Annotated in this window: 14 protein-coding genes and 1 pseudogene; 5 read left to right on the top strand and 10 right to left on the bottom strand. The window is 26.0% G+C overall.

Annotated elements, in window-relative coordinates; translation table 11 throughout:
- Nucleotides 1-4: 4 nt before the first annotated feature.
- Complete coding sequence (locus ABGF48_RS06975) at nucleotides 5-1,246, bottom strand: hypothetical protein (RefSeq protein WP_408105619.1); 1,242 nt, start codon at nucleotides 1,244-1,246, stop codon at nucleotides 5-7.
- Nucleotides 1,247-1,428: 182 nt separating this feature from the next.
- Between ABGF48_RS06975 and ABGF48_RS06970 the strand changes: the two genes are divergently transcribed.
- Nucleotides 1,429-1,653, top strand: coding sequence for a hypothetical protein (locus ABGF48_RS06970; RefSeq protein ID WP_408105618.1), 225 nt, complete (start codon nucleotides 1,429-1,431; stop codon nucleotides 1,651-1,653).
- Nucleotides 1,654-1,759: 106 nt separating this feature from the next.
- On the opposite strand, the gene ABGF48_RS06965 is transcribed toward ABGF48_RS06970, so the two are convergent.
- The 5 genes and pseudogenes from ABGF48_RS06965 to fusA all read right to left on the bottom strand — a co-directional run bounded on the left by ABGF48_RS06965 (nucleotide 1,760) and on the right by fusA (nucleotide 5,329).
- Nucleotides 1,760-1,891, bottom strand: coding sequence for a hypothetical protein (locus tag ABGF48_RS06965; RefSeq protein WP_408105617.1), 132 nt, complete (start codon nucleotides 1,889-1,891; stop codon nucleotides 1,760-1,762).
- Nucleotides 1,892-1,921: 30 nt separating this feature from the next.
- Nucleotides 1,922-2,647 (bottom strand): annotated as a pseudogene (locus ABGF48_RS06960) (family 1 glycosylhydrolase).
- A 47-nt stretch (nucleotides 2,648-2,694) separates the two neighbouring features.
- A complete protein-coding gene (locus ABGF48_RS06955) occupies nucleotides 2,695-2,889 on the bottom strand; it encodes a hypothetical protein (RefSeq protein ID WP_408105616.1) in 195 nt (64 codons plus the stop codon).
- 68 nt (nucleotides 2,890-2,957) lie between these two features.
- Nucleotides 2,958-3,113, bottom strand: coding sequence for a CAT RNA binding domain-containing protein (locus ABGF48_RS06950; protein ID WP_408105615.1), 156 nt, complete (start codon nucleotides 3,111-3,113; stop codon nucleotides 2,958-2,960).
- A 143-nt stretch (nucleotides 3,114-3,256) separates the two neighbouring features.
- Nucleotides 3,257-5,329, bottom strand: a complete 2,073-nt coding sequence (gene fusA, locus ABGF48_RS06945; protein ID WP_408105614.1) for an elongation factor G — start codon at nucleotides 5,327-5,329, stop codon at nucleotides 3,257-3,259.
- A 144-nt stretch (nucleotides 5,330-5,473) separates the two neighbouring features.
- Between fusA and ABGF48_RS06940 the strand changes: the two genes are divergently transcribed.
- The 4 genes from ABGF48_RS06940 (at nucleotide 5,474) to ABGF48_RS06925 (ending at nucleotide 6,717) form a co-directional block, all read left to right on the top strand.
- Nucleotides 5,474-5,599, top strand: a complete 126-nt coding sequence (locus ABGF48_RS06940) for a hypothetical protein (RefSeq protein ID WP_408105613.1) — start codon at nucleotides 5,474-5,476, stop codon at nucleotides 5,597-5,599.
- Between the two features lie 83 nt (nucleotides 5,600-5,682).
- The gene (locus ABGF48_RS06935) at nucleotides 5,683-6,072 is read left to right on the top strand and encodes a hypothetical protein (RefSeq protein ID WP_408105612.1); all 390 of its coding nucleotides are present in this window, start codon (nucleotides 5,683-5,685) and stop codon (nucleotides 6,070-6,072) included.
- A complete protein-coding gene (locus ABGF48_RS06930; protein ID WP_408105611.1) occupies nucleotides 6,056-6,283 on the top strand; it encodes a hypothetical protein in 228 nt (75 codons plus the stop codon). Before ABGF48_RS06935 ends, ABGF48_RS06930 begins: the two co-directional genes overlap by 17 nt.
- Nucleotides 6,284-6,294: 11 nt before the next feature.
- A complete protein-coding gene (locus ABGF48_RS06925; RefSeq protein ID WP_408105610.1) occupies nucleotides 6,295-6,717 on the top strand; it encodes a hypothetical protein in 423 nt (140 codons plus the stop codon).
- A 329-nt stretch (nucleotides 6,718-7,046) separates the two neighbouring features.
- Here the strand turns inward: ABGF48_RS06925 and ABGF48_RS06920 are convergent, their stop codons facing one another.
- The 4 genes from ABGF48_RS06920 to ABGF48_RS06905 all read right to left on the bottom strand — a co-directional run.
- On the bottom strand, nucleotides 7,047-9,419 hold the full coding sequence (locus tag ABGF48_RS06920; protein WP_408105609.1) for an HAD-IC family P-type ATPase: 2,373 nt from the start codon (nucleotides 9,417-9,419) through the stop codon (nucleotides 7,047-7,049).
- Between the two features lie 87 nt (nucleotides 9,420-9,506).
- A complete protein-coding gene (locus ABGF48_RS06915) occupies nucleotides 9,507-12,023 on the bottom strand; it encodes an ABC transporter permease subunit (RefSeq protein ID WP_408105608.1) in 2,517 nt (838 codons plus the stop codon).
- A gap of 103 nt (nucleotides 12,024-12,126) precedes the next feature.
- Nucleotides 12,127-13,644 (bottom strand): ABC transporter ATP-binding protein, encoded by a 1,518-nt coding sequence (locus ABGF48_RS06910; protein ID WP_408105607.1) that lies wholly within the window; start codon nucleotides 13,642-13,644, stop codon nucleotides 12,127-12,129.
- The coding region (locus ABGF48_RS06905) for a LytR/AlgR family response regulator transcription factor (protein ID WP_408105606.1) at nucleotides 13,634-14,187 on the bottom strand (554 nt) is incomplete at its 5' end. The genes ABGF48_RS06910 and ABGF48_RS06905, both read right to left, overlap by 11 nt.

Here is a 14,187-nt window from a genome sequence, read left to right as displayed (position 1 = left end):
CTCCCTACTTTACCCTTACCTTTACACTAATAGCAACTTTACCATAATTCTTATCATTAATAATCAGATCATCTTTAAGTTGAGCAATTAAATTATACTCTCCGCTTATCACATTATTAACTTTATCAATGTCAACTCCGGACCATTCTATTTCATGTTCCTTATTTTGATACTCTCCCGTTCTTTTTATCCCTATATATGCCATTTTCGGTAATTTAACATCTTTTTTATTCAAAGCTAGACTACCATCTTTCATTAGAGAATCATCTATTATAATATACTCATCTGAAACTTTTCTTTCATCTTTATTTTTTTCTTCTTTTTTTACTTTTTCATTTTTATCTTTTTGTATATTATTTTCTTTTCCCTTATTTTTATCTTCTTCTGTTTTTATATTAGGAATATTAACTTTATTTTTATCTCCTTCTATTTTTACATTAGAAATATCAACTTTATTTTTATCATCATCTGTATTTTTTTTAGAATTTAAATTATTTATTGTAGAACTATTAGAATCATTTTTAATATCCTTATAAATACTTTCCGTTAAACTAATATTAATATTATCAAGCCATTTTGGAACTGATATTCTACCAACAGTAGAACTGTTTATAGAAATATCTCCTCCATCCGCATTATCAGTAAAAATAATATCTGAATTATTTTTTAAATTTTTCAACTCTATATTTTTATCATTAACAATTATTATTTTTTTTGAATCGTCAACATCATTATTCTTATTTACAATTTTGTAATTAAATAATTTTAAAATTCTTTTATATTCTGTTTTCAACATTTTTAAATCATTATAATCATTTTGATATTTTTCCACCAACTTTACATCTATATTTTGAGTATTTTTAAATGAGGAATCAGTAATTTTCATATCAATTCTAAAAATTTTTCCTAAAACATCCAATATTTCTTTATTTGATGGCAAATAATTTAATGAAAAATTGTATTTATCAGGAAATACATCTAATTTTTCAAATATAGATTCTATTTCTTTAGCATTTAAGCTTTTCAAATCTTTATTTTTAATTCCTGTTAATTCCATGACTGTCTTTAACAAATCTTCATTAGAAATATTTTCCGTATTTTTTTCAGTAATAATTTTATCTTGTTTCTCTTTATCTACTTTTTTTTCTTTATTTAGATAAAAAAACACATAGAAAAATATTGTCACAATTACAAATAAGAGTAATAATGACATCACAACTATTTTTTTCTTTTTATTATTTTCCATTTAAGGCTCCTTTTTTAATTGAGAATGATTCTCGTTACATTATAAATGTTTTAAGTAAATTTTGCAAATAGAAATATAACAAAATAGTTACTTTATTTTTTTTTAATATATTAAAATACAAACGTTATAAATAAATGAATATTCGTTATAATTCACAAATACATATATAAAGAGGTATACATATGAAGAAAAAATTAACAGTAGGAATATTATCATTAGCAGTATTAGCGTTAGCAGAATGCTTTGCATTTATTCCAGCAGCAAGCACAGAAAGTGAAAATGATTACTTAGAAAGATGTATTTTTGAAGAATTAGAAAAAGCTTTTGAAAATGATCCATATAAAGATTTAATCAAAAATTATAACGCTAAAGAATACTATAACCATACATATAACTATTACTATTAATAAATACAAAAACTGTTAAAAAATATCTTATTTAGTTACTTTTTAACAGTTTTTTCAAATTGTTACAATAAATTACTATTCAAAATTAATATATAACATTTCATTTCTAATAATCGCACAATGCAGATCCATTTATTTCTATAACTTTTTTAAACCAATAAAATGAATCTTTTTTATATCTATCATAAGTTCCATTTCCTTCATCATCATCTTCTCTAAATTCATCAACATGAGACATATAATAACTTATTGTAACATAGTCAACTTTTCATTCACGTAAAATTTTATTATCTTCTTCTGTAATTTCAACATTTATATTATGTTTTTTAAGGTAATTTAGAATATATGTTGGATAATAGCCTCTTACTTGAACATCCGGATAAAACATGTTTAATTGATTTGCTTTATGTTCTTGTAATTGATCTAATGGTTTTGTTGTTTTCGCATATGATTCTATCTGATTTATCATACAACCTATCATTGCATTTGGCATAATCTGATGAGCTAATTTTACTGCCTTTGCACTAGCTAAAAATTGATTATGAACAGCTTGATAAGCGGCTTCTATCTTATTGTCTACCTTATCTGAAAATACACCAGCCCCTGTATATAAACTGTTAAGACTCATATTAATTTGATTAAAAGTTATCCAATATTTTACCTTATTCTTGTATCTCTCAAAAATTACCTTTGCTTATTTTTCAAATAATCCAATTAAATTTTTATTTAACCATCCATTATAATGTTCAGTTAAATAAATTAGCATTTCATAATGTGATATTGTGACTAATGGTTCAATTCCATATTTTTTTAATTCATCAATTAAATCTAAACTTGCTCCATAGCTATAATATTCCTTTTCCTTAAATCTGTTAAGTAAAAATCTTAAATGAAATATAAATCTAGAATAATCTAAACTTTTTTTATCCAATTTTTTATTACTCTTATATTCAATAATATTTATAATAGTATTTATCTCCTCTATATCATTCATTGTCTCTGTCATAGATTTTACAGATTGATTATTTATCAAATGAAGAGCTATACTAGTAACTTCATTTTTTGAAATTTCTTTTCCTTTACACTCCACTCCCTATTAAATTCATCAATAAACCACTTAGCTAACCTATATTCATCTGGATTTGTCCTTTTAACTATACATCTCATAGGATGTTCAAATTCCATCAAATTCAAATATATACTATTTTTTATATGATCTGCTAAAGATATAATCATGCTTGAATTAAAATTTTTCCAGTTTTTTGTTCTATTGTAGATACAAGTTTTTTTACTATTATCAAATCTTAAATATCTAGAAAATTTAAAATCTCAAGATTCATTTTCTTCATTTCTTCATTAATAAAATTAAATACTGTTTCATTCTTAGATTCATCTATCAAATCTCCCTCTTTTTTAGAAAATCCTATTCCTTTTCCTATAGCAATTACTTGTCTTTTCATTTAACTTAGCTAAAACTATATTATTATTGAAAGACTTAACGATTTCTATCTATTACCTCCTAAAAAATAAAATTTCCCACTTATGCACCTCCGCAGGAGCGATAGCTCCGAGGACTAGTGCCGTAAGTGGGAAATCTTTATTTTTATTTATTTGCTTCTTCTATAATTTTATTTGATTGTTCTTTTGGTACTTGTTCATATCTTACAAATTCCATTTCAAATGATCCTCTACCTTGAGTCATTGAACGTAAATCTATTGCATATTCAAATAATTCTGCATAAGGAGCTTCTGCTATGATTACTTGTGTACCATCTTCTTGTGGTTCCATTCCAAGTATTCTACCTCTCTTCTTATTAATATCACCCATTACATCTCCTAAATATTCTTCAGGAATTGTTGTTTCCAATTTCATAATAGGTTCTAATAATACCGGATTTGCCTTCTCCATACCTTCTTTGAATGCAATTGATGCCGCTAATTTAAATGCCATTTCATTTGAATCAACTGGATGATAAGAACCATCATATAATGTAGCTTTTATACCTACCACTGGATATCCAGCTAAAATACCTTTTTCTAATGATTCCTCTAATCCCTTTTCAACAGCTGGGAAATAATTTTTAGGAACAGCACCACCAAATACCTCTTCAGTAAATTCAAATCCTTCTTCTATTGGTTCAAACTTGATAAATACATCTCCATATTGGCCTGCCCCACCAGATTGTTTCTTGTGTTTACCTTGAACATCACTTTTTCCTGTAATAGTTTCTCTATATGGAATTCTCAAAGGAATTCTTTCTGTTTCTACACCATATTTATTTTTTAATTTATCTAATACAATTTGTAATTGAACATTACCAACCCCTGAAATGGTTAATTGTTTTGTTTCATTGTTTCTTTCAAATACAAAACTAGTATCTTCTTCTTGTAATTTTAACAATGCATGACCAATCTTATCTTCATCCTTCTTTGTCTTTGGAACAATCGCATATGTCAATGAAGCTTGTGGTTGCTTTAATGTTTTGAAAACTATTGAATTATTTTTGTCAGATAAGGTATCACCTGTTTCTGTTTCTTCTAATTTTGTAAATGCACCTATATCCCCTGCAACTACTTGATCAACTTCAATTTGTTTTTTTCCTTCAAGTCTAAATAATCCTGCAGATTTTTCATCTAATTTTCTTGTTGAATTATAAATGGAATCATCTTTTGTGATTTTACCAGATAAAACCTTAAATAGCGAAATTCTGCCTACAAATGGATCCATATATGTCTTAAATACATAAGCTGAAAATGGTTGATTTTCGTCAACAAGTCTATTTTCCCCTTCAAGAGCTCTAAATCCAATATGAGCTTTTTTATTATTTGGTGCAGGCATATAGTATGAAATAATATTTAATAACTCATCAATTCCATATCCTTCTGTTGCAGAACCAACAATTAATGGGACTACACTACCAGCAATCATCGCATTAGTAATTCCTTTTGCAAATTCTTCTGTAGTAAAATTAATTCCTTCAAAAAATTTTTCCATTAAGTTGTCATCTGTAAGAGCAACTATTTCAGCTAATTGATTATATACTTCTTCAACTTCTAACATACGAATTTCCGGAATCATTGCTTTTTCTCTATCAAATCCATTGTATGTATAAGCTTCTTTTTTCATTACATCAATAAGTCCCTTAAAGTCCTTACCAGCTCCTGGATGTGCTCCATCACCTAATGTAAGAACTAAAGGTGTAACTTTCTTTCCAAATTGCGTATGTAAATTAGCAACTAATTCATTAAAATTTACATCTTCTTTGTCAATTTTATTTACAAAAATAATTCTTGGTAATCCTATCTTTTCACAATATTTCCAATATTTTTCAGTACCTACTTCAATTCCAGCTTGAGCATCTAATACAAAAAGCGCTGCTTCACTAGCTTTTAGCGCAGATTTAACTTGTCCTTCAAAATCAAAATATCCTGGAGCGTCGATTAGATTAATTTTTGTATCATTCCATTCTAAGCTTGAAACTGATAAACTTATTGAAGCTTTTCTTTCAATCTCTTCTTTATCAAAATCTGAAACTGTATTCCCAGAATTGATATTACCTAATTTTCCTATCGTACCAGCTTTAAAAAGCATTGCTTCTGTTAATGATGTTTTTCCACTTCCACTGTGTCCAACTAAGGCTAAATTTCTAATTCTACCTGTATTATAGTTCTTCATAATACCTCCATTTAATTATTTATTATGTAATATATTATATACCAAATGAAAACGTGTATCAACCCTATTTAAATATATTTAATAAATGACACTGTGTTATTTATAATTTAATTAAAAATGAAACAGTGTCATTAAGGAGATTTTATGCCAACAAAAACATTTTGTAATCTTTCTAATCAAAAAAGGGAATTCATTTTAGAAAAATTAAAATCAAAATTTACGGAAAATAATATTTTTGATGCTAATATCAAAGATATTTCAAAAAATTAAACATTTCAAGAAGTAGCTTTCATCAATATTTTGATAGCTTAGAAGAATGTTATTTTTTCATTCTTCAAAAAGAAACAATCGATTTGCATTTACTATTTATTTCAACATTTAAAGAAACAAAATATGATTTGATGAAGTATCTAAACCTTTTTGGAGAAAAATCTGCAAATATTTTATTTGACAAAAATTTATACTATATATATAAAAATAGATTTTTGTTTTGGAATAAAGAACTAGATACTAAATGGAAAAAATATATTAACAAAAACTCTGATAATGAAGTGTCTCTCTTAGATCATTTTGACAAAGAGAATTTAATTTCAAAGGAAAAATTACTTTTTATAAATTCTGTTTTACACGGATTAATACATAGAAACTTTTTAGAGAATTGGAATAATGAAACATTTTTAAAACAATATAATCTACATATAAAGTGGATTGAGAAAGGAATTTACTATGATGAAAATTATTGAACCTCTATTTGACATATCTTATCTTTCTATAATTTTATTTTTAGGAATAAGATTACTATTTGAAAACAAAAAAGGAGCAAAATTATTTGGAATAATGGCTATTTTATTAGGTGCTGGGGATGCATTTCACTTAATACCTAGGATAATTTCTCATTTAAGCTCTGGAGGATTTGAAGCACATCCTGCTGATCTTTCTTGGGGCAATTTGTAACAAGTATTACTATGACAATATTTTATATGCTATTTTATCATTATTACGAAATTAAAAGTGGAAAACATGATAAAACTAAAAAACTAATAATTTATATACTTTCGTTTTTAAGAATATTACTAGTTTTACTTCCACAAAATAATTGGGGAACTCCTGAAGGAAACTTTACATTTAATATACTTAAAAATATTCCATTTTCAATTATGGGCATTTTATTAATATATTGGACATATAATGAAAGAAATAAAAACGGATTAAAACATATGAGTATATTAATTTTCTTTAGCTTTTTATTCTATGCTCCAGTTGTCATATTGTCAAAGACAATTCCAGCAATTAGGGCATTGATGATGCCTAAAACTGTTGCCTATCTTTTAATAGTGATTTTAGGTGTAAATTTAGTTATTATATTAAATAAAATATATAATAAATAGTAGTCTAATGTCGAAAATAGGGAAGAAAATGAAAAAAATCATTTTTCTGCCATATTTTTTATAGTAACAAATACGGATGAAAATTAGAAACTTTGTTTTTCTTCCACATATTTTTGATCTATAAATACGGATGAAAATTAAAAAAACTTATTATTCTACCCCATATTTTCAATATATAAATAGGGATGAAAATATGAAATTATCAAATTCATCCCTATTTTCCTACAATTCAAACTATAAACTACCCCGACCAATAACATAAACACAAAAATAATCAATAAAAAATAAAGAGATGCTGCATATCATAAAATCCGATATGCAACATCCCGTTATTTCACTATTTTCTTAAACAAAATTTTTATAAAAAATATTAAAGGAACAATTAACAATAGTAAAAATATTCCATAAGTAAATTCATACATTCCCAATACTTTCAAGAAGAAAAATTTAGGGAAGAATATAAATGCCCCTATTAATCCAATTGCACAAGCTATAAATATTACTAAACTAAATAAGTCTATAGGTTTCATAGCTCTTGCTAAAACTATTAATCCTAATCCTGATAATATCATTACTGAAATAGTATTTTGTTCTCCAGAATCTAATCCAACTATAGGTCCTAAATAATAATGTAATAATATTATTATTGTCGCTGTTAATCCTGCAGGAATAGCTTCTTCCATTACTTTTTTTAAGAAATTTCCTGTAACTCTTTCTTTATTAGCTCTAAGAGCTAAGAAAAATGCAGGTGTCCCTATTGTAAATGTACTTAAAAGTGTAAATTGTATTGGAAAGAGAGGAAATCTATCCTTTAAGAATATAAACAACACTGCTAAAAGTGCAGAATATACTGTTTTTGTTAAGAATAATCTTGCAACTCTTTCCACATTGTTTATAATTCTTCTACCTTCATAAACTGCATCAATCATTGCAGCTAAATTATTCTCTACTAAAACAATATCTGAACTTACCTTTGCCGCTTCACTACCTTGAGCCATAGCAACACTACAATCCGCTTTCTTTAGTGCAGGCACATCATTTACTCCATCACCAGTCATGGCAACCACATGCCCATTTTTCTGCAACGCTTCCAAAATAGCCTGCTTCTTAAATGGTGTAACTCTACCAAATAATTGATTTTCCTCAACAATTTTTGATAAATCCGCATTATCATCAATCTTACTCATATCAACTTGATTAATCAAATTATCAATACCCGCTCTTTTCGAAATAGCATTAACTGTTTTTGGACTATCTCCTGAAATTATCTTAATATCTACACCTTGTTTGTGGAAATATTCCAATGTCTTTTGAGCATTTTCTCTAAGCTCATCTTCAATTTCAAAAAATGCAATAGCTTCAACATCTTCTGATAATTTCATGTCTCCACCTGGTACACTATCAGTATGTGCTACAACTAAAACCCTAAGTCCTTTATTTGTCAATTCATCAATTTGTGAAGCATACAGTTTTTGTTCATCTTTATTTAGAACAAATTCTGGTGCTCCAAATATCCAAGTTCCTTCTGTTTTAGAATTTACTCCTGACCACTTTTTATCAGATGAAAAGGCATATACCTTTTCAAATTCAATTTTTTCAGAAACCTCATCCAAAGGTAAATAGTTTTTAATTGCTGTAGCAGTAGCATTGTTATCATCTAATTTAAAGAATGCTTGTGAAATAATGTCTTTTAGCCTTCTATCATCTTTTGATGAATCAAATTTCCCATCATTTATTAAATGTAAATTTGAAACTTTCATATTACCACTTGTAATTGTCCCCGTTTTATCAAGGCACAATGTGTCTATTCTAGCTAAAGTCTCAATCGAACTCATATCATTCAACAATATTTTTGACTTTGATAATCTAATCACACCAACTGCAAATGCAATAGAAGTAAGTAAAACCAATCCTTCAGGAATCATTCCTACTAAAGCTGCAACTGTTGAAACTACTATAGGTTTGAAATCATTCATTCCCAGTCTTATCAACTTACTTGATATTAGAGCTAATCCCACTATCAAAATTACCCAAATTAAAATTTTTACTATAAAATTCAATGATTTCATAATTTGTGAACGAGATTTTTTTACTTGCTTTGCTTCATTTAAAATCTTTGAAGCAAATGTATCTTTCCCTACTTTTTTAACTTCGATTAAAGCTTTTCCTGATAAAACAAAACTTCCTGCTAATAATTCATCATTTTCTAATTTATTAATCGCATTCGATTCACCTGTTAAAAGAGATTCATCCATTTGCAAATACTCAGTTTCTATAACTTTTGCGTCAACATTTAGCTGTTCTCCAGCATTAATTATTAAATAATCTCCCAAAACTATATCATCTGGTGAAATATTTTGTTTCTTCCCATCTCTAATAACTACTACATCATCTTGGGTTATTAACGTCAGCCTTTCAACAGCATTTCTCGCCCTTATCTCTTGATAAAGACCTATAAATGTATTAATTACTATAAGATTAAAAAATAGTCCGTTTTTTATATACTGCCAGTCTCCAACAGAAACCCCAATAATAACCAAAAGTAGTATAAAATTTAATATATTAAATAATGTAAAAACATGGCTGAATACTATTTCTTTAGTAGATTTACTCTTAACTTTTCCATTATCATTTCCAAGTCCTTCAGCTCTTCTCTTTTCCACTTCTGTAGTAGTCAATCCATTATGTGTTTTCTCTTTCATCATACCTCCAGAAATTTAATTCATATCAAATTATATACAATTTTTGTAATTTTTTCGCTTACAATTGTGTAATATTCTAATTGAATTTTATATCTGTTGTTTATTTTGACTTAATTTCGCACCAACAATCATAATTAAAATAGACCATAAAATTAAAATTAATAAACTGAAAAGATAGCTTCCCCCTGACATATTAAACTTTGCAACTATTGAATTATCAGCTATATTATTTGCAAATAAATAATTAAATGGATTTAATAATTTTAAAATGTTTACGTTAATTATTTTTACTAATAATGCTCCTAAAGCACAAATACCTATAACTGATGAAATTATAAATGTTTTACTTTTTGTAAATATTGAAATTAATGTAGCTATTGAAGATAAAAATAATCCTTGTAATCCTATAACAACAAATAACCTAATCAAATATATGTAAATAGGCATAGTTGTAAATGTGTCTTTTGAGTTGTATTCCGTTGCATATTTTGCTTTTTCAAAAAATCTTAAATACTCTATCACAGGTTGATTAAAATCACCTATGCCTTCAAATAATATTCCCAACAAAATCACAAAAAACATTACAACCCCAAAAACTCCTATTATCACAATAAACTGCGATAAAATTTTTTGTATATGATACTTAAATTTATTAATAGGTTGAGTATATATCAAATTAAGCTGATTTCCATTTTCTTTTTCATAAACATATCCACCAAGTACCATAAATACAATTAAAATTAAAAATAATATATCTAAATTTTGATATTTTACCATTCTAAAAAAGCTGTATAGTCCGGAATTTGTAAGGTATTGCTCTCTTTTTAATATTTCTCTTTCAAATTCACCATTTACAAATTGTTCATACTCACTATGATTAAACGAATATCTAAGTATAGGTGAAACTCCATCTCTTATTGAGTTTTTATCTAATAATTTTGTCTCAATTATCCCTAATCTCATTGGCTTTTCAAACTTATATTCATAATGAGATTTGCCTTGTTTATCAAAATAATAAGTTGACTTTTCTAATTGAGCATTATAAAATTCTTTGATTTTCCCCGATTTATACGATGAAATTAACTTCTCTTGATTTTTTATTTTATTCTTAATTTGATCTATTTCTTTTTGAAAAACAATTTTTTCCATTTCATTTTTAGAATTTAATAAATTTTCTTCTGCATTTTTTAATTCTTTTTTTAAATCTGCTATGCTTCCCTTTTCACCTAAAATATAATTTGATTTATCATTAACTTCTTTTACATTAAAACCATATAGAGAAAATGCAAAAACTAAAGCAAATATCATATAAATTTGAAAACTACTAGTTTTAATCAACTTTCTTATCTCAAACTTAAAAATATTATAATTTTTTATATTAGCATTTCTAGTACTATCCCCAAATACAATATTTTTATTAAAAATTAAAACGGAAATACCATATATCATAATCACAAAAATCAAGAAAACTAAAAGATAAAATAAACTACTTTGATTAATATTATCAATATAAGAATGTCCATTAATCTCCGTTATCTCTCTAAATTTTCCTATAATTGTACGCACATGATCTAGTGCGTAAATAGGATTAAATCTAGTTTGTAAGTAACCTATATTTTCTGTTAAAGTATATCCCAATCCAAATACTACAATTAATATTGATAATGCAACTTCCTTATTTTTCGACAATGTATTTATCATAATTATAAGTGAAGAAAATAGAGTTGTTATTATCATAAATGATAATACAATTAAAAAAATTAACTCATATCCCTTAATATATCTAATATCTACACCTTCATGATATACTCTGAAAATATCATAAAATCCTCCAAGATGTATTCCTTGAACTGCACAAATTATAATCAAAAACAATAAAAAGCTTAAAACATATGTAGCAGAAATCAATATCATAGATAATAACTTTGAAAAAATTAATTTTCCACTACTAATCGGCTGTCCTTTTAATAAATTAACAGTCCCTTCATCTTTTTCCTTTGAGATTATTCCATAAAAAGCTAGGATTAAAAAGCAAATAAATGGCAATCCAAAAATTGTATAACTATTATATACAACTCTTCTCGCAAAATTAGTTGTCAATATCTGTTCAAAATATTTTGTAAACGGGATATTATTGTCATGATAATATTCTGCCTCAAAAATGCCATATTCGAATGTCTTCCTGTCATTTTCATCTTCAATCTTTATTTCATGCTCTTTTTGAAGTTTTTTTATTGATTCTAATTGACCATAATCTAATTTCTGTACAAATTTACCAACCTCATACATTTCCTTAAAAGATTTTTTATCTAAATTTTTTAAGAAGTCTACAAGCCATGGATAATTTTGCCTACCATATTTATAATGATTTTTATTAAAAGTATCAAAAAATTTAGCAGAATTTTTTATTTTATATTTATTATCCATAATACTTCCATTAAAAATATGGGACGAACCGGCTTTACCATAAGAAGGATATTTAGAATCTAAATTATATGTGATATTGGATATGAAATTTACATATAAAGCCATAATTAAGGCAAATACTAATACTGATAATATAACGTTTGACTTTATTATTTTTTTTATTTCAAAATTTAACATATTCCATCCCTCTTATCTAAAAATTTAGCCCTAAAAGTTAACTTAGGGCTAAATTTAATTTATTTAATTATAATATTTTTTTATAAAAAATTCAAAATAATTTTTACACATAATATCCGGCTTGTGCATCCCACAAGTCTTTATATTTTCCTGATTTTATCACTAATTCATTATGATTTCCTTCTTCAACTATACTTCCTTTATCAAAAACAAGTATATTATCTGAGAATTTACATGATGATAATCTATGAGAAATAAATATTGCAGTTCTATCTTGAACAATGCTTCCTAATTTTTCATAAATTTCTTGTTCTGCAAGTGGATCAAGTGCTGCAGTCGACTCATCTAATATTATAAATGCTGCATCCTGGTATAACGCTCTTGCAATAGCTATTTTTTGAGCTTCTCCACCTGAAACATCAACTCCTTCTTTGTCAATATCTTTATATAAATAAGTGTCAATACCATTTTTCATATTTGAAACTCTATCCATCATTCCAACATCTTCAAGTGCTTTAATTACTTTTTCTTTATCATAATTTATGGAACCTGAAATATTCTGTGCAATAGGAAATGCAAATAAATCAAAATCTTGAAATACTACTGAAAATATTTTCAAATAATCCTTATAATTATATTTTCTGATATCTATTCCATTAAGCAAAACTTGTCCTTCATTTGGATCATACAACCTAATTAAAAGTTTTATAAATGTAGACTTTCCACTACCATTTTGTCCAACTATAGCTAATCTCTTGCCCAATTTAAACTTCAAATTTATATTTTTAAGTACAAAATTATCACATCCCGGATATTTAAATGAAACATTTCTAAATTCAACCTCATATTTTCTATCGGCTCTCTTTTCAGTGGTCAATGAACCATTACACATGGTTTTATCATATTCTAAATAGTCTAATGCTTCTTTTATATACTCATAATTATTTAAGATATATCCCAAGCTTGAAACTAAAAGTGTAATTCCTATCGTAATTTGAGTTATACTTCCAATATATTGAGTTAGCATTCCTATGGTTATAGCACCCTCAAATGCTTTAATAATTACAAAAACATATATAATTAAAAGTTGAATTTTTGCAACAAATGATTTTAAAATCTTAAAATTTTTACCGTCACTTTTTAATGCTTTATCCAAAACACCACCCTTAGAAAATGTCGTGTTTAGTTTCATCAAATTTAAAGAAATCTTATCTTGGTTATACATTCTTACATCTACAGCCCTTTTAGAATCATTTATTATAAATCCATAAAAACTAAATAGGTTATTTCCAAGTGTCCCAGCATTCATAATTACTTTCCAAACAGAATCATACATAACTTCAAATTTTGTTACTAAAACAGATGTAATAATTAAAACTGCAATAAATACTAAATTAACCCATGTTCTATTTAATATAGCATATTTACTAGTTTCAGGAATATAACTATTAAAAAACGAAATAGTTAATGACATTCCCCCAATAATCAATGTAATTGATGAAACAATTTCATCAATATTATAAATTGGAGATAAAATTCCTTTTCCTGTAAAATTTTGAATTTGTCTTATATTTCTTAATTTTGAAATCATTTCAGGATTTTCACAATCCTTATAATCCATATCTACTAAAAAAATCAATCTTTTCAATATTGATAATTGTAGATCTATCCAATTTATGAAATCTTTTATCCAAAATTTCTTCAACTTCCTTCATCGTCATTCTTACTTTATAAATTTCACTATTATAGTAAATATTCAAATAATTCTTATCACTTAAAATATAATAAATATTATGACTTAAAATATAATAAATATTATTAAACATTAATCTTCTATTTCCTTCATCCGTCTTAAAAACAACATATTTATCAGACTTTTGCAATCTCTCAAATGCTTTTTCAAATAATTCAAACAATCTATTCTTATCAATAGGCTTAATCAAATAATTAATTGCCTCAACTTCATATCCAATCCCTATATACTCACTATACCCACTTATAAATAAAATTTGAACATTTTTATCATTTTGTCGAATATTCTTTGCAAGATCTGCACCATTCATATTCTTCATTTCATAATCTAACAAAATAATATCATAGTCACTCTTATCTTCATATTCAAACAAGAATGACTCAGCAGATTCAAATATTATATATTTTAAAA

Source organism: Helcococcus bovis (assembly GCF_046035835.1).
Taxonomy (GTDB): Bacteria; Bacillota; Clostridia; order Tissierellales; family Peptoniphilaceae; genus Helcococcus; species Helcococcus bovis.
This window is presented reverse-complemented; position numbering and strand designations above follow the sequence as displayed.